The organism is Azospirillum thermophilum (genome assembly GCF_003130795.1).
Classification (GTDB): Bacteria; Pseudomonadota; Alphaproteobacteria; order Azospirillales; family Azospirillaceae; genus Azospirillum; species Azospirillum thermophilum.
Genome location: NZ_CP029352.1, coordinates 1,141,101 through 1,161,005 on the forward strand (window position 1 = coordinate 1,141,101; position 19,905 = coordinate 1,161,005).

Consider the following 19,905-nt stretch of genomic DNA (forward strand, 5'->3'; position numbering starts at 1 on the left):
AATGGTGGAAAAGTTTCCGGGACTCGGGCTATAGAGGGGATCCCGCGGGCCGCGGCCCGGCCGAACGGCAACGGTCCGGCGGGGCAGTCCCTTCTGTCATAGAGAGAGCAGGCGCGTCATGGTGGAGCGTTGGTCACCCGACAGCTGGAGGTCGAAGCCGGCGAAGCAGCTGCCGACCTATCCGGACCCCTCCAAGGTCGAAGCGGTGGAGCAGCGCCTTGCCTCCTATCCCCCGCTGGTCTTCGCCGGCGAGGCGCGGCGGCTGAAGTCGATGCTGGCCAACGTGGCCGCCGGCAACGCCTTCCTGCTGCAGGGCGGTGACTGCGCCGAGAGCTTCGCCGAGTTCCACCCGAACAACATCCGCGACACCTTCCGCGTCCTGCTGCAGATGGCCGTCGTGCTGACCTTCGGCGCCGCCATCCCGGTGGTCAAGGTCGGCCGCATGGCCGGCCAGTTCGCCAAGCCGCGCTCGGCCGATACCGAGGTGATCGAGGGGGTCGAGCTGCCCTCCTACCGCGGTGACATCATCAACGGCTTCGACTTCACCGGCGAGGCCCGCGTTCCCGATCCGGAGCGCATGATGCAGGCCTACACCCAGGCCGCCTCGACGCTGAACCTGCTGCGCGCCTTCGCCCAGGGCGGCTATGCCGACCTGCACAAGGTTCACCAGTGGACGCTCGGCTTCGTCGAGCGCTCGCCGGCCGGGGAGCATTTCCAGGAGCTGGCGAACCGCCTGGACGAGGCGCTCGCCTTCATGGCCGCCTGCGGCATCACGGCGGACACCACGCCGCAGATCCGCGAGACCGACTTCTTCACCAGCCATGAAGCCCTGCTGCTGCCCTTCGAGCAGGCGCTGACCCGCGTCGACAGCACCACCGGCGACTGGTACGACGTCTCGGCGCACATGCTGTGGATCGGCGACCGCACCCGCCAGCCGGACGGCGCGCATGTCGAGTTCCTGCGCGGGGTGAAGAACCCGATCGGCCTGAAGTGCGGCCCGTCCACCGACCCGGACGAGCTGATCCGCCTGATCGACATCCTGAACCCGACCAACGAGCCGGGGCGCCTGACCCTGATCGTGCGGATGGGCTCGGACAAGGTGGCCGACAAGTTCCCGCCGCTGCTGCGCCGGGTCCAGCGCGAGGGCCGCACGGTGGTGTGGTCCTGCGACCCGATGCACGGCAACACCGTCAAGGCCTCCAACGGCTTCAAGACCCGCCCGTTCGAACGGGTGCTGGCCGAGGCCAAGGCCTTCTTCGCCGTGCATCAGGCCGAGGGCACCCATGCCGGCGGCGTCCATTTCGAGCTGACCGGCCAGGACGTGACGGAGTGCACCGGCGGCGCCCAGGCGATCACCGACCACAAGCTGGCGCTGCGCTACCACACCGCCTGCGACCCGCGCCTGAACGCCAGCCAGTCGCTGGAGCTGGCCTTCCTGCTCGCCGAAGAGCTGAAGCGTGCCCGCAACCAGCGCGACGCCGCCCGCCGCGCCGCCGCGGCCGAGTGATCGCCTGGCTGTGACGGCCCGACGGTGACCGTCTGAAGAGCCCTGAAGAGCAAGGCCCTTCCTCCACCGCCGGAGGAAGGGCCTTCTTCATTGGCCTGGCTGCGGGGGACCGGTTCCAGGGGGCCGGTTCGAGGGAGGCTCGTTTTCAGGAGTCCGGCCGGAAGCCCGGATGGTCGGGGATCCAGGGCCGGGCCGGCTCGCGGATGCTGAGGGCGCTGCAGTCGCCGGACTGCGTCAGGTCCAGCAGCGTCGCGCCGGCGTCGCGATAGACCTCGCGCGACAGCACGCGGCCGAGATTGGCCGCCGCGAACTCGAACAGGCGGATCTCGTCCACGCCGGACAGGGCCGTCCTGTGCGACCACACGAACCACACGCGGTGGCCGCAGATCCTGCGGAAGTCGGACAGCATGTAGTTCCAGTCCGCCCGCGGGTCCCGTCCGTAGACGACCGGCCCGTCGGCCGCGCGGGTCAGCGGCTCGCCATAGAAGCGGAAGGCCGGGACCGCGGCGTAATAGACATAGACGGCATCGCCCGGCTGCCGCCGCGCCGCGACATGGGCGACGCTCTTGTTCAGCTCCTCCCGGCCGAAGGCGGGGGTGCGCTTGAACTGCCAGGCGGCTTCCAGCGTCACCAGCCCGATCACCAGCACCCCGCAGAACAGGATGGGGATGCGCAGGCTGGGCGCGGCGGACGAGGCGGCGGCCAACCCGGCGGCCATCAGGTAGATGGCGGCGGGCGCCAGGAACAGGATGAAGCGCCCGGTCATCGGGTAGAACTGGAGCATCGAGGCCAGCGACGCCCCGGCCAGGATCGTCACGAAGAAGACCGCGAGGATCGGCGTCCGCCTCCAGGTCCGGATGAAGCCGATCATCGACAACAGCACGATCAGCGTGACGCTGGAGGGCGGGAAGCCCCACCCTTCCGGCAGGCGCAGCAGGATCTTGACCGCGTCGGCGAAGTGGGACGGGTTCCACAGGTCGAGCGGGAGGAACCACTCGCTCCAGTATTTGCGCATGGCGGCGATCAGCGCGCCGGAATCGCTGGCCACCAGCTTCAGCGTCCCGGCGAACACCGCCAGCCAGACCAGCCCGATCACCGCCGCCACGGCCATGCCGCGGCGGTCGCGCTCGACGGCGGCGCGGATGAACAGGCTGCCGCCGACGCCGAGCAGGACGAAGGTCGCCGCATGGCTGAACAGCACGGCCGCCACCCCAAGCCCCAGCAGCGTCGCGATCCCCCTCCCGCTGCGCAGCAGCGCCGTGCCGTGGTCCAGCAGCAGCCCCATGAACAGCACGGTGACGAGGACATCGACCGAATACTGCTTCAATTCCCCGGAGTAGTAGACCAGGGAGTTGAGGACGCTGAACAGGAAGATCGCCGCCGCCGCGCCGAACAGGCTGAGATGGCGGTAGGCCAGCAGCGAGAACAGCAGCAGCGACGACACCCCGCAGGCGAAGGGCAGAAGACGCAGCGCGATCTCGCCGTGCCCGAATATGTCGGTGACCGCCTTGCTGACCAGCAGCCACAGGAAAGGAGCCGACTGGTCGTACTTCAGCGGAAGCAGAAGCCCGGAGTAAGGACGGTCGATGATGTTCAGCGCGATCATCGCCTCGTCCAGCCACAGGGGCCGCGACTGCAGCAGATGAAACGTGCGGAGCGCGATCCCCAGGAGAACCAGGGAGACCAGAATATATCTGGTATTGGACCCATTGACCCCGACAAATGTGCGCGCGTTCATTGTGCACCCATTTGTAACAATTGGCGGGTGGTGGCGGCATTACCGGCCCTGCACCCGATCGCTACAGGGACGGTTCCTCCTGATAATTCCGTCTTCGCAAATGCGGCAATGGGAATTAAGAGCAGCGGTTTAACACCGACGACACCGCGCTACCCGACGGGCTGAGGGACGCTGTCCGAAATCCGCCCCGGCGCTCAGTCGTCCCCGGAGCAGCCGTCGCGCAGCGACTCCCAGATGCGGGCGAACTCGTCCTGGTTCTGCACGAGCAGCGACAGCAGACGCGGGTCGAAGTGACGCTCCGGGGTGATGCGGTCGTCGCCCTGCGTCAGGATCGCCATGGTCCGCTCGTGCGGGAAGGCCGGCTTGTAGGGCCGCTTGCTGCGCAGGGCGTCGTAGCAGTCGGCGACGGCGACGATGCGCGCCGACAGGGGAATCGCCTCCCCGGCGAGGCCGTTGGGGTAGCCGGTGCCGGCCCATTGCTCGTGATGGCAGAGCGCGATGTCGGCGGCCATCTTCAGCCGGTCCGACGCGATCAGGATCTCGTGGCCGTAGACCGGATGGCGCTTCATCTCCGCCATCTCGCGCTCGTCCAGCCGGCCCTTCTTGCGCAGGATGGCCTGATCGACGCTCATCTTGCCGACGTCGTGCAGAGCGGCGGAAAAGCGGATCTCGGCGCAGAACTCCTCCGGGCAGCCGGCCCAGCGGGCCAGCGCGTAGGAGTATTCGTTGACGCGCAGGATGTGGTTGCCGGTGTCCTCGTCATGCAGTTCCGCCGCCTTGGCGAGCAGATGGACGGACACCATGAAGGCGCGCTCCGTCTCCTCCTGCAGTTCGGCGACCCGCCGCCGCTCCTTCGCCAGGGCGCGGTTGCGCTCCCTCAGCCGCTCGGTCGTCGCCGCCCGCTCCAGCGCCCGCCCCACCAGATGGTTGACCGGGGCGATCATCTCCTCATGCTCACGCAGGAAGGGCAGCGGGTCGGGGCAGCCGGGCAGCCGCCGGTTGATGAGCTGGACCACCCCGATCGACCGGCCGCCCACCCCCTTCAGCGCGAAGGTGAGGATCGAGCGGGTGCGGAAGCCGGTGTGCCGGTCGAAGGAGGGGTTGAAGCGGTAGGGCCGGTCCTTCGGGATCGCGTAGGCGTCCTCGATGAACACGGTGTCGCCGGTCAGCGCCACATAGCCGGCGATGGAGAAGAGGTCGGCCGGCAGACTGAAGGCCCGGCCGGGCGCCCGCACCACGTCGTTCTGCACGCTGACCGCCGTCAGCTCGCGCGCCCGGCCCCGGCGATGCAGCATGAAGACGCTGCCGGCCTCCGCCCCGGTCAGCTCCCGGCACTTGTGCAGCACACGCTGGCTGACGGCCCGCACGGACTGGTCCGGCGACTCCTCGATGAACTCCAGGAACTGCTGCACCACGCTCACGCGACGAACCCCCTGCAGGCTGTGCGCGAAGAGGGTACCGCAGCGCAGCAGCCGGAAGAAGAGGAAGAGCCGGTTTCGCCTCAGATCGTCATCCAGCCGCCCCACCACAGCCACAGGGCGGCAAACCCCATGGACAGGATCGCCATCGGAATGCCGCAGCGCGCATGCTCGGCGAAGCCCAGCCGCACGCCGGAGGCCGCCGCCCGCTCCGCCACGATGATGTTGGCGAGGCTGCCCGGCAGCAGGAGGTTGCCGGCAAGCGTCGAGAGCAGGGCGAGGCCGTACAGCGCCCCGACCGGCGGCGACGGCCAGGCGGACAGCAGCAGGATCACCGCCGGGACATTGCCGATGCTGTTGCTGCCGGCCAGCGCCAGCGGCGCCATCACCGCCAGCCGGTCGGGCAGCCAGCCGGCCGCCTCCAGGTCATGGACGAGCGCCGCCGGCAGCCCCGTCAGGCCCAGCGCATGGTTGATGGCGAACAGCGCGCCGAACAGCACCAGCAGATGCCAGTCCACCATCCCCAGCATGTCGCGGCTCGCCATCCGCCGGCTGATCATGACGAAGCCGGCGACCAGCAGCACGCTGGTCTCCTGCGGCAGGGGCGAGGCGAAGAGGGCGAGCAGAACCAGCGTCGCCGCCACCGCCTTGCCGAGCTGCCAGCGGTCGAGCGTCACCGGCCCGACCTCGCGGTCGCCGTCCGGCAGGCCGAAACGGCCGCGCCAAGCCAGCCACACCACGGCATAGACGATGCCCAGCGCCACCAGCGCCGGCACGCCGCACACGCCGATGAAATGCCAGAAGTCGAGATGCCCGACCTGCCCGATCAGGATGTTCTGCGGGTTGCCGATCATCGTCGCGGCCGACCCGGCATTCGCCGCCCCCGCCAGCCCGATCAGGTAGGGCCGCGCGTCCAGCCCGCGGGCGGTCAGCCCGACGCACAGCATGGGCGTCATGGCGAAGACCACCACGTCGTTGGCCAGGACCGCCGACAGCCCGCCGGCCACCGCGACCACCACGGCCAGCAGCCGGGCGGGCGAGCGCGCCGCCCGCGCCACCCGCAGGGCGCACCAGTCGTAGAAGCCGCTGCCGGCATACTGGGCCGACAGGATCATCAGCCCCAGCAGGATGAACAGGGTCGGGAAGTCGACCGCCTCCACCACCTGCCGGCTGTCCAGCGCGCCCACCGCCAGCAGCAGGATCGCCGCGACCAGCGCGATGCCGGTCCGGTCGATGCGCAGGCCGGGAAAGCGCCCGACCGCCATGCCGAGATAGGTGACGGCGAACAGGACGACGATGGTTGCGGTCATGGGGATGGCGGTCATGGGAGCGCGATCCGCGGCTGCCGGGAAAGGGCACCCTCTATAGCTCACTCCAGCGTGATCGTCGTCCCTCGCGCGCGGCGAAGCAGTCGGGGAACTCGGCCCTGGCCTGCGCCTCGATCTGGTCCATCGTGGCGTCGTCATGGTCGGGGTCGTGGTGGAACAGGCAGAGCCGCTTGACGTTGCCCGCCCGCGCGATGCGCACCGCCTCGGTCCAGGTGGAATGGCCCCAGCCGACGCGGGCCTCCCACTCCTGGTCGGTGTAGCTCGAATCGTAGATCAGCAGGTCGGTGCCGTCGACGAGGTTCAGGATGTTGCGGTCGGGATGGTCCGGCACATGCTCGGTATCCGTCACATAGGTCAGGGAGTGGCCCTGGTACTCGATGCGGTAGCCGGTGGCGCCGTCCGGATGGTTCAGCGGGGCCGTGTGGATGCGGACGCCGCCTTCCAGCTTGAAACTGTGGCCGGCCGGCACCTCCAGGAAGCTGAGGCTGCCGCCCATGGTGCGCAGCGGCACCGGGAACAGCGGCCGTTCCATCTGGCGGGCCATCACCGCCTCGATGTTCGGGCTGCCCGTCAGGTGGCCGGAGATGATGCGCAGGCTGAAGCCCTTGGTGTAGGCGGGGGCGAAGAAGGGAAAGCCGCTGATGTGGTCGAGGTGGGTGTGGCTGAGCAGCAGCGTGGCGGACGTCGTTCCCTCCGCCAGCAGCTTGCGGCCCAGCAGGCGCAGCCCCGTTCCGGCATCGATGATGATGCACTGCGCGCCGGCCCGGACCTCCAGGCAGGAGGTGTTGCCGCCATAGCGCAGATGCGACGCCAGCGGGCATGGGATGGTGCCGCGCACGCCCCAGAACGTGACCGAAAAACCCATCGACACTCCTCACCCCCAACCGCCGGCGACGCAAAGGTCCCCCGCAAGCGGCAGCGAGAGTGTAGCGCGAATCCCGGCGGCTTACACCTTGTAGGCCAGACGCAGGCCGCCCCAGTGACGGCCGCGGACGAAAATGGGGGCCGATACGTCCTTCATCAACACATAATTTCCACCGCCCATGTCGCGCCGGTAGGTCTGCAGCAGGAACCGCTTGGTGTTGCGGCCGGCGGCCAGCCCGACCCGGTCGTTGAACAGGCGGCGGTTGCGGCAATGGGCGGCGTTCCAAACCGGATCCGTGCCCTGCGGCTGGCTGAAGGCGCGGTTGTGGGTCGGCAGATAGCCGTTCTGGTCGACCGCGACGCAGAAGACGATGCGGTCGCTGCTGGCCAGCGCCGGCTCCTGCACGGCGGGGAGCACGCGGTCGCAGAAGCCGGTGAAGCGCGCCATGAGCTGCTGCGGGTCGGTTCCCGGGATCGGCTGGTAGCTGCGGTCGAACAGGTCGCTCTCCGAGACCTCGCCGCGGGCGACGGCATCCTCGAAACCGGCCGACACGCGGTTGGCCGCGTCGATCACCAGCTTGATGAAGGGGGTGTCGACCGTCTCGATGTCGAGCTCGGCGGTGATGCCGATCAGCCGCTCGCTCATCCCGACCAGATTGTTCACCCGGTCGCGCGCCTGGGCGAGGTTCTCGCTCGACAGCCTGACCCCGACCGCGAGGTCGGCGATCTCGCTTTCCAGCGCGTCGCAGTTCTCGCCGATCTCGCTGGAGGCATGCTCGATCTTGTCGGTCTCCTGGTTCAGGTCGCGCATCGCGCGGCCGACCGTCTCGATCACCTGCCCGATCGCCACCGTGCCTTCGCTGACCGCGCGCGCCTTGGCGGCACTGGCGGCGCTCTCGCCCATCAGGCGCTGGGCCTGCTCGTTCAGCGATTTCAGCGTCGCGTCGATCTCCGTCGTCGCCTCGCTGGTCTTGCGCGACAGGGCCTTCACCTCGTTGGCGACGACGGCGAAGCCGCGCCCGGCCTCCCCCGCCCGCGCCGCCTCGATGGTGGCGTTCAGCGCCAGCAGGTTGGTCTGCTTGGCGATGGTGAAGATCTCCCTGGCGACGCGGGCGACGCGGTCCAGCGCCTCGCGCAGGCCGACGATCTGCCCTTCCATCCCGCCGACCGCGGTGACCAGGGCGTGGATGTCGGACAGCGAGCGTTCGACCCGGTCCTGGGAGGAGGCGACCTCCTGCTGTGCCGCCTGGGTCACCGTGCGGGCGACGGCGGAGGCCTCGGCGATCCGGTGCGTGCTCTGGGACATCCGGGTGCCGGTGTCGCGAAGCTGGGCGAAGACCGTGGACTGGCGCGTCACCCGCGCATTCACGTCCTCGATATGGCCGGCGATGTCGGCGATCTCGATCCCGAGGTTGCCGGCTTCAGTCGCGATGTCCGCAATCAGCTGCGGGCGGACGCCGAACCCACTGTCCATGTTTCTTCCGCCGTTCTTGTATAATCGACGCTTCCCCCGCGCACGATTATTGCAATTTCCTGTCAGACCCGCAATCCTCCGGGACCCGGAAGATCAGCGGACACCCCTATACATTGGTCGAATAGGCCACCCGGGATAACAGACGGGGATAGCAGATCTGCAGTTGTGACGCAGTGACCTTCCGCGGACAATCAGGGGCACCCCGAGGGCGGGGTCGCGGCATGCGGGCGGAAGTCAGGCCTTCGCTCCCCTTATCCGGTCGTCGAGACGCTCGTCCTTCAGACCGGCCGGTTCCTGGTGGATCATGACCTCGCAGTTGGCGAAGGTCCGGCGCAGCAGCGCCTCCACCCCGTCGGTGATGTCGTGGGCCTGATCGACGGTCAGCCTGGAATCCAGTTCCAGGTGAAGCTCGACGAAGCTGCCGGTGCCGGAGCTGCGGGTCCGCAGGTCGTGCATGCCCTCCACGCCCGGATAGTCGGTGACCAGCTCCACGATGCGGGCGCGCTCGCCCTCCGGAAGCTCGCGGTCCATCAGCACGTTCAGGGCTTCCCGCGCCACGCCGCGGGCGCCGTTCAGCAGGAACAGCGCGATCCCGATGCCGAACAGCGGGTCGAAGGCCGCGATCCCGGTCCATCCCGTCAGCAGGATGGCCAGGATGACCGTCGCGTTCATCAGCAGGTCGCCGGAATAATGCAGCCGGTCGGCCCCGATGGCGACGGAGCCGGTCGCCGCCTGCACCCGCCGCTGGAAGGCGATCAGCCCTGCGGTCAGCAGGATGGACAGCAGCATCACCGCGATGCCGACGGTCCCTTCCGAGATCGCCTCGGGCCGGATCAGCCGGCGGACCGCCTCGACGCTCAGCAGCACGGCGGACCCGCCGATGAAGGCCGCCTGGGCGAGCGCGGCCAGCGCCTCCGCCTTGCCGTGGCCGAAGCGGTGGGCCTCGTCCGGCGGCCGCAGGGCGTGACGCACGCCCAGCAGCGTGACGATGGAGGCCATCAGGTCGGTGCTCGAGTCGATCAGCGACGACAGGATGCTGACCGACTCCGTCATCAGATAGGCGACCAGCTTGGCGGCGATCAGCGTCCCGGCCACCGACACGCTGGCATAGGTCGCGTAGCGGCGCAGGCGGTCTGCTTCGGTCTCGGTCACGGCCTTCGGGCTCCAGGCGGCTGGCCGGGCCGCGCCCGCGATCCGGTGGGCGGCCCGTCGCCGGAGGTTTTAGGGGTAAAGCCGCTCGGTCGTCCACCCCGTCGTCCCGCCGGCCTCGTCCTGCACGCGCAGGTAGACCAGCCGTTCATGCAGGCGGAAGGGCTTGTCCTGCCAGAACTCGATGCGGCGCGGCACGATGCGGCAGCCGGTCCAGTAGGGCGGGCGCGGGATGTGGCCGATGGCGAACTTCGCGGCGTACTGCGCCACGCGCTTCTCCAGCTCCCAGCGGCCCTCCAGCGGGCGCGACTGCTGCGAGGCCCAGGCGCCGATGCGGCTTTCGCGCGGGCGGCTGTCGAAATAGGCGTCGGCCTCGGCGTCGCTGACCTGCTCCACCGCCCCTTCCACCCGCACCGAACGGCGCAGCGACTTCCAGTGGAAGCACAGCGCGGCGCTGGGGTTGGCGAGGAGCTGCCGGCCCTTGCGGCTTTCCATGTTGGTGTAGAAGACGAATCCCCGCTCGTCGACGCCCTTCAGCAGCACCATCCGCACCGAAGGGATGCCGTCGGAGTCGGCGGTGGCCAGCGCCATCGCGTTGGGATCGTTCGGCTCGCTCCGGCCGGCCTCGTCCAGCCAGTCGGCGAACAGCTCGTAGGGATTGCGGTCCGCGTCGGTCATCGCTCGCTGTCCTGTTTATTCCGGTTTGCCTTGCCGTGCGTCCTGTGCGATCTGGTCACAGCTTCGTCGCAATTCACACAGAGCATAGGCTCGCATATATCAGTGTCCATCGCGGCGCCACCCCAAAAGGCGCCGCAAGCCCCCAACCTATCGAGGCAACGCGATGTTCTTGAAGAAGCTCGTCCCTGCGGTCATGGCCGTGGCCCTGCTGGCCGGCTGCGCCAGCAGCGGGACGAAGGAGACCGCCGGCACCGTCGGCGGCGCCGTGGCCGGCGGACTGATCGGATCCCGCTTCGGCGGCGGCTCCGGCAAGCTGGTCGCGACGGGCGTCGGCACGCTCCTCGGCGCCTTCCTCGGCAAGGAGGTCGGCGCCTCCCTCGACAAGGCCGATGCCGGCTATGCCGAGACGGCGGCCCGCCGCGCCTATGCGGCACCGGTGGGCGAGCGCATCACCTGGAACAACCCGCAGTCGGGCAACGCCGGCGCCATCACCACGACGCGCGAGGGCTACAACACCGCCGGCAACTACTGCCGCGAGTTCCAGCAGACCGTGGTCGTCGGCGGCCGGACCGAGATGGCGTACGGAACCGCTTGCAAACAAGCCGACGGTACGTGGAAAATCGTCCCCAACCAGTAATCTTTCGACCCCGCACGGGCGGGGCGGGACCGCTTGCACAAGGCTTCCATGCGCGACCCCTACAGTATCCTCGGCATCGGCCGATCCGCCAGCACCGAGGACATCAAGAAAGCGTACCGCAAGCTCGCCAAGCAGTACCACCCCGACCTGAAACCGGGCGACGCCGCGAACGAGGAGCGCTTCAAGGAAATCTCGGCGGCCTATACGCTGCTGTCCGATCCGGAGAAGCGCGCCCGCTATGACCGGGGCGAGATCGACGGCTCCGGCCAGGACCGCCATGCCGGGTTCGGGGCCCGCGGCGGCGGCGGACGCGGCCGGGCCTACAGCGGGGCCGGGCGCGGCGGCGACGACTCCTTCTTCTCCTCCGACGACTGGTTCTCCGACCTGTTCGGCGGCGGGCGGCGGCGCCCCGGCGGCGGGGCGGGCGCGGGCGCCGGCGGCGGCACCGGCGGTTCGTCCGGGCCGAAGGCGCGCGGCAGCGACATCGCCTATTCCGTCACCGTCCCCTTCCTGGAGGCGGCGACCGGCACCAAGCGGCGCATCAACCTGTCCAACGGCAAGAGCATCGACGTCACCGTGCCGGCCGGCACGGAGGACCAGCAGAAGCTGCGCCTGAAGGGCCAGGGGCTGCCCGGACTGGGCGGCATGCCGGCCGGCGACGCCATCGTCGAGGTCCATGTCGAAGCCCACCCCTTCTTCACCCGCCAGAACAGCGACATCCATGTCGAACTGCCGATCACGCTGAACGAGGCGGTGCTGGGCGCCACCATCCGCGTGCCGACGGTCAGCGGCCCGGTCGCGCTGAAGGTGCCGCCGGGCAGCAACACCGGCTCCGTCCTGCGCCTGCGCGGCAGGGGCGTGATGAACCAGCAGACCCGGGAGCCGGGCGACCAGTATGTGAAGCTTAAGGTGGTCCTTCCCGACCCGCCGGACGCCGAGCTGGTGCGCTTCATGGAGCAGTGGGCGAAGACCCGCAGCTATGACGTCCGCAGGAAGGCGGGGCTGGAGTAGGCGGGCGGGCGGCTCCCCGCCGACCGCCTCACGACTTCACCGCCCGGAACGGGACCGCGGCCCGTGCCGTTCCCGCGGGGCCGTTCCCGGCCGGCCCCATTCCCGCAGGCTGGTCGCTGTCCGGCAGGTCGGCGAGCAGGACCTTCAGCGGCACGTTCAGCAGATCCCGCTGCTGCGTCTCCGCCTGCTCCAGCAGCGTGGCGGTACGGTCCTGCCAGGGCAGCTCCAGCCCGCCGAGCCCGTGGACCGAACCGCGCAGCCCGATCCCCAGGGCCTTCATCAGGTCGTAGAGCGTCGATTCGCCGAGGTCGCGCGTCACCACCCAGGCGTTGCCGGTGGTGTGCGCCACCCAGTGGACGTCGCGAAGCTGCTCCAGGATGCCGTCGATCAGCACCGTCCCCACCGGGACCCGGCCGACCAGCGTGCGGCGCCGCAGGCCCACCCCCAGCCGGCTGGCGTCCATCAGCTCGTGCAGCACCGCCAGCGCCAGGGCCAGCCGCTGGGCGGGCAGCAGCCCCTCCGGCCCGCCCTTGGTGATCTTGCCGGCGCGCCATTCCGGCAGCGAGGCGGCGACCACCGCGCCGAACAGCACGGTGGACCAGGCGATGTAGAGCCAGAACAGGAAGATCGGCACCGTCGCCAGCGCGCCGTAGATCGTCTGGTAGGCCGGATATTCGCGCATGTACCAGGCGAAGATGGCCTTCGACGCCTCCAGCAGGATGGCCCCCACCGCCCCGCCGGCGAAGGCGTCGAGCCAGTAGACGTCGCGGTTGGGAATGATCAGGTAGAGAAGCGTGCAGCCGATGAGCTGCAGCACGAAGGGCAGCACCGCCCCGAAGCCGGCCAGCGGGTTGACGTAGCCTTCCAGGTGGGCGATCTCCAGCACACCCCACAGCGAACTGGACAGCGACAGGCTGGCGCCGGCGAACAGCGGGGTCAGCGACACCACCGCCCAGAAGGACAGGATGCGGGTGATGTAGGAGCGCGGCTCCCGCACGCGCCAGACGGTGGCGAAGGAGCCCTCGATCGTCCAGATCAGCAGCACGGCCGAGATGGCGAGGCCGACGACGCCGAAGATCGGCATCTGGCCGGCGTTGGCCATGAAGCGGCTCATGTACTCGATGATCGCGTCGCCGATCTCCGGCACCAGATTGCGGAAGATTGCCGTCTGCACCCGCACCTGGAGCGCGCTGAAGGCCGGGAAGGCGGAGAAGATGGCAAAGCCGATGGTCATCATCGGCACGATCGCCAGCAGCGTCGTGTAGGTCAGCGACGCGGCGGTCTGGAAGCAGTTGTCGTTGTAGAAGCGCATGGCGGCATGGGCGACGAAGCCGCCGATCTCGCGAAGCGGCGCCTTGATGCCGCGCGGATTGCGATGTCCCCCCCGGTCTTCCGGTTCACGTCCCGGCACCGCTGACCTCCTGCCCACGTTTGACCGGCCAGTGCTTTCGTGTAGGATGCGCCGCACTTTTTACCGCAATGCAGTGCTTCACGAGGTCCCGATGTCCAATCCGAAGCCGCTCATGGACGGCAAGCGCGGCCTGATCATGGGCGTGGCCAACGACCGCTCCATCGCGTGGGGAATCGCGTCCACGCTCGCCCAGCACGGGGCGGAGCTGGCCTTCACCTACCAGGGCGACGCGCTGGCCAAGCGCGTGAAGCCGCTGGCCGATCAGGTCGGCTCCAAGCTCGTGCTGCCCTGCGACGTCACCGACGAGGCCAGCATCGACGCGACCTTCGCTGCGATCGAAAAGGAATGGGGCAAGCTGGACTTCGTGGTTCATGCGATTGCTTTTTCCGACAAGAGCGAACTCGACGGCCTCTACCTCAACACGACGCGGAGCAATTTCCTCCGCACGATGGACATCTCCTGCTACTCCTTCACCGCGGTGGCGCAGCGCGCCGTGCCGCTGATGAAGGATGGCGGCAGCCTCCTCACTCTATCCTATTACGGCGCCGAACGTGTAATGCCGCATTACAACGTCATGGGCGTCGCCAAGGCGGCGCTGGAGGCGAGCGTGCGGTACCTGGCCGTTGATCTGGGCGGACAGGGCATCCGCGTCAATGCGATCTCGGCCGGGCCGATCAAGACGCTGGCCGCCAGCGGCATCGGCGACTTCCGCTATATCCTGAAGTGGAACGAGCTGAACGCCCCGCTGAAGCGCAACGTGACGATCGGCGAGGTCGGCGGCGCCGGCCTGTTCCTGCTGAGCGACCTCGGCACCGGCGTGACCGGCGAGGTCATGCACGTCGACGCCGGCTACCACACGGTGGGCATGGTCGCGGTCGACGCCGCGTCGGAGGTGGCGCAGCTCCTCGGCTCGCTCGGCGGGCAAAAGGCCTGACGCGCCAAGCCACTCCTGACGTCATATGCGCGGGGGAGTCGGCCGGTCTCCGGCCGGTTCCCCCTTTGCCGTTGCCGCATGCGCGACTATGCTGCGGCAGCTTTCCTACCGGTTCGGGTTGTTTTGATGCGCGCAAGGCGGAATACGGACTCGGTCTCGCCGATCCTGGAGCAGATCCTTCACGGCGGCTCCAGCGTCTCGATGAACCTCATCTCCATCACGCGCGACATTCCGGAGGACAAGCGGCTCTTCAAGACCCAGGGTCTGAACAGCTGCATCCTCTTCAAGTATCCGAACTTCGACGACCGCGACGAGGCGGCCGACCCCATCGCCGAGGACGAGGACCTGGAATCCGCCGAGCGGCCGGTGGAGACGGGCATCTACGTCCCGCACAACGCCAAGGCGCCGGAGGCCGGCGGCGTCGCCATCTACCTGCGCGGCCGCAACAGCGCGGCGCTGATCGAGGAACAGTTCGGCACCACCGTCACCGCCACCCCGGCGGACAGCGCCACGGTGTCCGACATGAAGCTGCTGTCGATGATCGACGAGGTGCCGTCGCTCGACGCCTTCCTGCTGAAAACCTGTTTCGAGGCCGAAAAGGTCACGGTCGACCCGCGGCATTTCCTGATCAGCAACGAAGAGGACCATCAGCTCCGGCGATTGATCCGGCAGCGTATCGAGCCCATCGTGCGCAAGGCGCTGGCCGGCAGCCAGAGCGGCGCGCAGAACATCGACCGGTTCCTGGACGCCATCTGGAACCCGAACCTGGAGGAGGCCGGCCTGTTCGTCTCCGCCTTCGGGATCGAGCGGGCCGAGGCCGACAGCATCTTCAGCGCCTGGAAGGGCACGACCTTCTACGAATACCAGCTCCGCCGCATCGCGCCGCGGGCCCGCACCATCCTGACCTGGCTGAAGTCGCGGGAGTGCATTCCGATCGACATCCGCATGCACAAGCCCTACGAGACGCAGCTTCTGATGCATATCGAGAAGGTGGGCAAGCTGCTGGAGGCCACGCTGCTGGACATCCGCACCATCCTCTCGGACTACGAGACCGCCTTCAGCGCCTTCATGAACGGCCAGCCGGAGCCGTTCCGCGACTATCTGCGCGGCATCCGCACCCGCTACTGGCTGCTCGGCTACTGCGTGTCGGCGCTGACCAGCGTGGCGCATCTCGACGGCCGCGCGATGAAGAACAATCCCGGCCGCAAGCTGTATTTCGAGGCGATGCAGAAGCTGCTGCGCCAGTTCGACGTCGCTCTCGACCGCCGCCGCGAACAGAAGGGCGCGTTCTGAGCGGACGGGAACAGGGACCACCCCCATCTCCCTTGACGCGCGTGCGCAAAAAGCCGCAAAAGGCAGCGTCCGATCAGGGGAGTTCCGACGATGGCCGGCAACAGCTTCGGCACGCTTTTCCGCTTCACCACCTGGGGCGAGAGCCATGGGCCGGCAATCGGCGTGGTGATCGACGGCTGCCCGTCCCTGATCGCGCTGGACGCCGCCCGCGACATCCAGCCCTGGATGGAGAAGCGGCGGCCCGGCCAGTCGCGCTATACGACGCAGCGCCAGGAGCCGGACGAGGTGAAGATCCTCTCCGGCGTGTTCGAGGGCAAGACCACCGGCACGCCGATCTCGCTGCTGATCGAGAACACCGACCAGCGCTCCAAGGACTACAGCGAGATCGCCGCCAAGTTCCGGCCGGGCCACGCCGACTACACCTATTTCAAGAAGTACGGCATCCGCGACTATCGCGGCGGCGGCCGGTCCTCGGCGCGGGAGACCGCCTGCCGGGTCGCCGCCGGTGCGGTGGCGCGCAAGGTGCTGGGCCATGGCGTCTCCGTCCGCGGCGCCCTCGTCCAGATCGGCCCGCACAAGGTCGACCGCAGCCGCTGGGACTGGGCGGAGGTGGAGCGCAACCCCTTCTTCTGCCCCGACCCGGTGGCCGCCGCCCGATGGGCCGACTATCTCGACGGCATCCGCAAGTCCGGCTCCTCGATCGGCGCGGTGGTCGAGGTGGTGGCCTCGGGCGTGCCGGTCGGGCTGGGCGACCCGCTCTACGACAAGCTCGACAGCGATCTCGCCTGCGCGATGATGACCATCAACGCGGTGAAGGGCGTCGAGATCGGCAACGGCTTCGAGGCCGCCGCCCTGACCGGCGAGCAGAACGCCGACGAGATGCGCGCCGGCCCGAACGGCGAGCCGGAGTTCCTGTCGAACAACGCCGGCGGCATCCTCGGCGGCATCTCCACCGGCCAGGACATCGTCGTCCGCTTCGCGGTGAAGCCGACCAGCTCCATCCTGACGCCGCGCCACACCGTGGACTTGCAGGGCAACGACACGGACATCATGACCAAGGGCCGCCACGACCCCTGCGTCGGCATCCGCGCCGTTCCGGTCGGCGAGGCGATGATGGCCTGCGTGCTGGCCGACCACCTGCTGCGCCGCCGCGCCGAGGAGCGCTGACCGGAGTAGCCCGGGCGGCGGCCCGGCGCATTGCCCCGGCCTGCCGAATCCCTTACGGTGGCGTAAGCGTGGCGAAACCGATCGGGAGCCGGAACGAATGGCGCGGCAATGGCGCTCGGCGCGGCGTTTTGGTTTGCTTCTTGCCGGACTGACGGGGCTGTGGACAGCCGGTGCGGCGGCCCAGGGCGCCGCACCCTTCCAGGACTATTCCGAAACCTTCAAGGACTGGAAGCTCTACTGCCAGGTCTGGCCGGCGACCCGGCGGGTGGAATGCGAGCTGACGGCCCGCGGAGCCAACGACCGCTCGGCCCGGCTGGTCTGGCTGCGCTCCACCGAACGGTGGCTGGAGGGGCTGCGCTTCCGGGTGGAGCCCGGCGCGCTGGACATCGACAGGCCGGTCCGCGTCTGGGTCGACAACGGCCTGTTCCGCCCGGAATTCCCCTGCCGGCGCTTTGCGCTGGAGACCAACACCTGCGCCGTGCAGGATCCCGAGCTGAACCGCAGGCTGGTGGAGAAGCTGTCCGGCGGCGATCAGGTTTCCGCCGTCGGCCAGACCCCGGCCGGGGCCAAGTCGGAGATCCGCTTCTCGCTGAAGGGCTTCAAGGCGGCGGTGGAGCGCAGCGAGCAGATCCGCGCCTCCGTCGGCACGCCCTGGATGTAGGCCGGCCGGAACGACCCGCCGCAAGGGGGGCTTTCCCGCGCTGCGGCACCCGGCTACCCTGGCGCCTCCCGGCCCGCCGCAACCGGCAGGGGCCGCAAGAAGCGAGAGGAAACGCGATCGCCATGCCGCAGCCCGACCACATCATGGCCCTGCCCGTCCCCGACCCGTCGACGCTCGACGACGACATGCGGGCGCTGTTCGACAAATGCACTGAGAAGCTGGGCTTCGTGCCCAACGTCCTGCAGGCCTACAGCCTGCGCCAGAAGAAGCTGCGCACCTTCAGCCAGCTCTACAACGAGCTGATGCTGGGCGAGAGCGGGCTCAGCAAGCTGGAGCGGGAGATGATCGCGGTCGTCGTCTCCTCCGCCAACCACTGCTATTACTGCCTCGTCGCCCACGGGCAGGCGGTGCGCCGGCTGTCCGGCGATCCGGAGCTGGGCGAGATGCTGGTCGCCAACTACCGCGTCGCCCCGCTGGAACCGCGCCAGCGCGCCATGCTCGACTTCGCCTGGACGCTGACGAAGGAGCCCTGGACGGTGGGCGACAGCCACCGCGAGGCACTGCGCGCCGCCGGCTTCTCGGCCGAGGAGATCTTCGACATCGCCGACACCGTCGGCTTCTACAACATGTCGAACCGTGTCGCGACGGCGGTGGACATGCTGCCCAACCGCGAATACCACAAGCTGGACCGCTGACCCGTCCTTTCCGACCGGAGCTGCCCGGATGCTGAGGTTCTTCGTCCGCCTGTTCGCCTTCATCGGCTTCCTGATCGTCGCCCTCGTGGTTGCCGGGGTGGTGGTGGCCGTCCGCTACAAGCCGACCCTGCCAGACACGATGGTGCTGGAGCTCGACCTGACCGAACCGCTGAGCGAAGGGGCCACCGACGCGCTGGGCGGCTTCCTCGGCCACGAGGCCAGCCTGCGGGACGTACTGGACGCGCTGGAGCGCGGACGGCGCGATCCGCGGGTGAAGGGGCTGCTCGTCCGCTTCGGCAGCGACCGGCTGGGCTTCGCCCAGGCGCAGGAGCTGCGGGCGGCGGTGAGCCGCTTCCGCGACTCCGGCCGCTTCGCCGTCGCCTATGCCGAAGGGTTCGGCGAGGGCGGGGCCGGCAACCGCGCCTATCTGCTGGCCAGCGCCTTCGACGAGGTGTGGATGCAGCCGCTCGGCCTGCTGGGCGTCACCGGCCTATCGGCGCAGGTGCCCTTCGCGCGGGCGGCACTCGACCAGCTCGGCGTCGATCCGCAGCTCATGCAGCGGGAGGAATACAAGAGCTTCGCCGAAACCTTCACCAGGACCGACTTCACGCCGGCCCACCGGGAGATGATGGAGGCGCTGCTGCGCAACCTGACCGACCAGATGGTCAACGGCATCGCCGCCAGCCGGCGCCTCGCCCCGGCCGCCGTGCGCGCCGCCATCGACCGGTCGCCGCTGCTCGACCGCGAGGCGCTGGAGGCCAAGCTGATCGACCGCATCGGCTATGCCGACGAGGCGAAGGACGCCGCCCTGCGCCGCGCCACCGGGGCGGAGCTGGTCGATCTCGCCGACTACCGCTCCATCGCCGGCCCCGCCAACAGCAGCGGCCCGACCGTCGCGCTGATCCATGCGGTGGGCACCATCACCGGCGGCAAGAGCGAGCGGCCCGGCCTGGGCGACGTCACCGCCGGGTCGGAGACCATCGTGGAGGCCATCGAGGAGGCGGTGGAGGATCCGGACGTCCGCGCCATCCTGTTCCGCATCGACAGCGGCGGCGGCTCCGTCTCGGCGTCGGAGGCGATCCGCCGGGCGCTGGTCAAGGCGCGGGAGAAGGGCAAGCCCGTCATCGCCAGCATGGGCGACACCGCGGCGTCGGGCGGCTATTGGATCGCGCTCGCCGCCGACAAGATCGTCGCCTCCCCCGCCACCCTCACCGGCTCCATCGGCGTCGTCGCCGGCAAGATGGCGGCCGGCGGCCTGTCGGAGAAGCTGGGCGTCCATTGGGGAGAGGTGAAGGCGTCGCGCAACGCCGGCATGTGGTCGCCGCTGCGCCCCTTCTCCGCCTCGGAGGAGGAGCGGATGACCGCCATCATCGACCGCTCCTACGCGACCTTCCTGGAGCGGGTGGCCGAGGCCCGGCGCATGTCGCCGGAACAGGCGCGGGAAGTCGCCAAAGGCCGCGTCTGGACCGGCGAGCAGGCCCGCGAGATCGGCCTCGTCGATGCGCTGGGCGGCGAGGACGAGGCGCTGTCCCTGGCCCGCCAGGCCATCGGGCTCGCCGCCGACGCCGCCGTCACCCTGACGCCCTACCCGCCGCCCAAGAGCCTGCTGGAGCAGGTGGCGGAGCTGATGTCCGGCCGCGGCGAGCTGGTGGAGGCCGCCGCGGCGATGGCCGAACTCCGCCCGCTGCTGGCCCGGCTCGCCCCGCTGGTCGACGCGGCGCGCAGCGGCGGCCTGCAGACGGTGATGCCGCCGGTCGGCCTGTCCCGCTGATCCCACCGCCGCGCCCTCCCGGAAGCCCCCGCGCGGGACTGCCTGCGCGGGGGCTTTTTGCGCCAAAGTCATAGCGCTACCGGAGGGGTGGAAGAAATCATCGCCGGCCGGTACGTTATGTTAAGGGTGTATTCAAATTGTTGTCGCACCTTCCGCGGCCGACATACCC

General features: G+C 69.2%; 17 protein-coding genes. 9 read left to right on the top strand and 8 right to left on the bottom strand.

Annotated features, from left to right (window positions below; genetic code table 11):
• The first annotated feature begins 118 nt into the window (after positions 1-118).
• A complete protein-coding gene (locus DEW08_RS05140) occupies positions 119-1,507 on the top strand; it encodes a class II 3-deoxy-7-phosphoheptulonate synthase (RefSeq protein WP_109325000.1) in 1,389 nt (462 codons plus the stop codon).
• Positions 1,508-1,652: 145 nt separating this feature from the next.
• On the opposite strand, the gene DEW08_RS05145 is transcribed toward DEW08_RS05140, so the two are convergent.
• The 7 genes from DEW08_RS05145 to pdxH form a co-directional block, all read right to left on the bottom strand.
• A complete protein-coding gene (locus tag DEW08_RS05145; RefSeq protein ID WP_146214636.1) occupies positions 1,653-3,113 on the bottom strand; it encodes a hypothetical protein in 1,461 nt (486 codons plus the stop codon).
• Between the two features lie 326 nt (positions 3,114-3,439).
• Positions 3,440-4,780: a GAF and HD-GYP domain-containing protein gene (locus DEW08_RS05150; protein ID WP_245985989.1), complete on the bottom strand. Its 1,341-nt coding sequence runs from the start codon at positions 4,778-4,780 to the stop codon at positions 3,440-3,442.
• The gene (locus tag DEW08_RS05155) at positions 4,747-5,973 is read right to left on the bottom strand and encodes an SLC13 family permease (RefSeq protein ID WP_109325289.1); all 1,227 of its coding nucleotides are present in this window, start codon (positions 5,971-5,973) and stop codon (positions 4,747-4,749) included. Before DEW08_RS05155 ends, DEW08_RS05150 begins: the two co-directional genes overlap by 34 nt.
• 52 nt (positions 5,974-6,025) lie before the next feature.
• Positions 6,026-6,856 carry an MBL fold metallo-hydrolase gene (locus tag DEW08_RS05160; RefSeq protein WP_109325002.1) on the bottom strand — a complete coding sequence of 277 codons (831 nt, stop codon included), beginning with the start codon at positions 6,854-6,856 and terminating at the stop codon, positions 6,026-6,028.
• Between the two features lie 81 nt (positions 6,857-6,937).
• Complete coding sequence (locus DEW08_RS05165; RefSeq protein ID WP_109325003.1) at positions 6,938-8,329, bottom strand: methyl-accepting chemotaxis protein; 1,392 nt, start codon at positions 8,327-8,329, stop codon at positions 6,938-6,940.
• Between the two features lie 234 nt (positions 8,330-8,563).
• Entirely contained in the window at positions 8,564-9,481 is a 918-nt protein-coding gene (locus tag DEW08_RS05170) for a cation diffusion facilitator family transporter (protein ID WP_109325004.1), read from the bottom strand.
• A 69-nt stretch (positions 9,482-9,550) separates the two neighbouring features.
• Positions 9,551-10,156, bottom strand: a complete 606-nt coding sequence (gene pdxH, locus DEW08_RS05175; RefSeq protein ID WP_109325005.1) for a pyridoxamine 5'-phosphate oxidase — start codon at positions 10,154-10,156, stop codon at positions 9,551-9,553.
• Positions 10,157-10,319: 163 nt separating this feature from the next.
• Here pdxH and DEW08_RS05180 point away from each other — a divergent pair, with 163 nt between their 5' ends.
• Positions 10,320-10,793 (top strand): RT0821/Lpp0805 family surface protein, encoded by a 474-nt coding sequence (locus DEW08_RS05180; RefSeq protein WP_181449407.1) that lies wholly within the window; start codon positions 10,320-10,322, stop codon positions 10,791-10,793.
• 48 nt (positions 10,794-10,841) lie between these two features.
• The gene (locus tag DEW08_RS05185) at positions 10,842-11,804 is read left to right on the top strand and encodes a DnaJ C-terminal domain-containing protein (protein ID WP_109325006.1); all 963 of its coding nucleotides are present in this window, start codon (positions 10,842-10,844) and stop codon (positions 11,802-11,804) included.
• A 28-nt stretch (positions 11,805-11,832) separates the two neighbouring features.
• On the opposite strand, the gene DEW08_RS05190 is transcribed toward DEW08_RS05185, so the two are convergent.
• On the bottom strand, positions 11,833-13,215 hold the full coding sequence (locus tag DEW08_RS05190) for a YihY family inner membrane protein (RefSeq protein ID WP_245985990.1): 1,383 nt from the start codon (positions 13,213-13,215) through the stop codon (positions 11,833-11,835).
• Positions 13,216-13,306: 91 nt separating this feature from the next.
• On the opposite strand from DEW08_RS05190, the gene fabI reads away from it, so the two are divergent.
• The 6 genes from fabI to sppA all read left to right on the top strand — a co-directional run bounded on the left by fabI (position 13,307) and on the right by sppA (position 19,736).
• Complete coding sequence (fabI, locus tag DEW08_RS05195) at positions 13,307-14,149, top strand: enoyl-ACP reductase FabI (RefSeq protein ID WP_109325007.1); 843 nt, start codon at positions 13,307-13,309, stop codon at positions 14,147-14,149.
• Between the two features lie 126 nt (positions 14,150-14,275).
• Positions 14,276-15,442 carry a hypothetical protein gene (locus tag DEW08_RS05200; protein ID WP_109325008.1) on the top strand — a complete coding sequence of 389 codons (1,167 nt, stop codon included), beginning with the start codon at positions 14,276-14,278 and terminating at the stop codon, positions 15,440-15,442.
• A gap of 90 nt (positions 15,443-15,532) precedes the next feature.
• Positions 15,533-16,609 carry a chorismate synthase gene (gene aroC, locus DEW08_RS05205; RefSeq protein ID WP_109325009.1) on the top strand — a complete coding sequence of 359 codons (1,077 nt, stop codon included), beginning with the start codon at positions 15,533-15,535 and terminating at the stop codon, positions 16,607-16,609.
• 133 nt (positions 16,610-16,742) lie between these two features.
• The gene (locus DEW08_RS05210; protein ID WP_245985991.1) at positions 16,743-17,270 is read left to right on the top strand and encodes an invasion associated locus B family protein; all 528 of its coding nucleotides are present in this window, start codon (positions 16,743-16,745) and stop codon (positions 17,268-17,270) included.
• A gap of 122 nt (positions 17,271-17,392) precedes the next feature.
• Positions 17,393-17,965, top strand: coding sequence for a peroxidase-related enzyme (locus DEW08_RS05215; RefSeq protein WP_109325015.1), 573 nt, complete (start codon positions 17,393-17,395; stop codon positions 17,963-17,965).
• Positions 17,966-17,993: 28 nt separating this feature from the next.
• Positions 17,994-19,736 (top strand): signal peptide peptidase SppA, encoded by a 1,743-nt coding sequence (gene sppA / locus DEW08_RS05220; RefSeq protein WP_109325024.1) that lies wholly within the window; start codon positions 17,994-17,996, stop codon positions 19,734-19,736.
• Positions 19,737-19,905 lie beyond the last annotated feature (169 nt).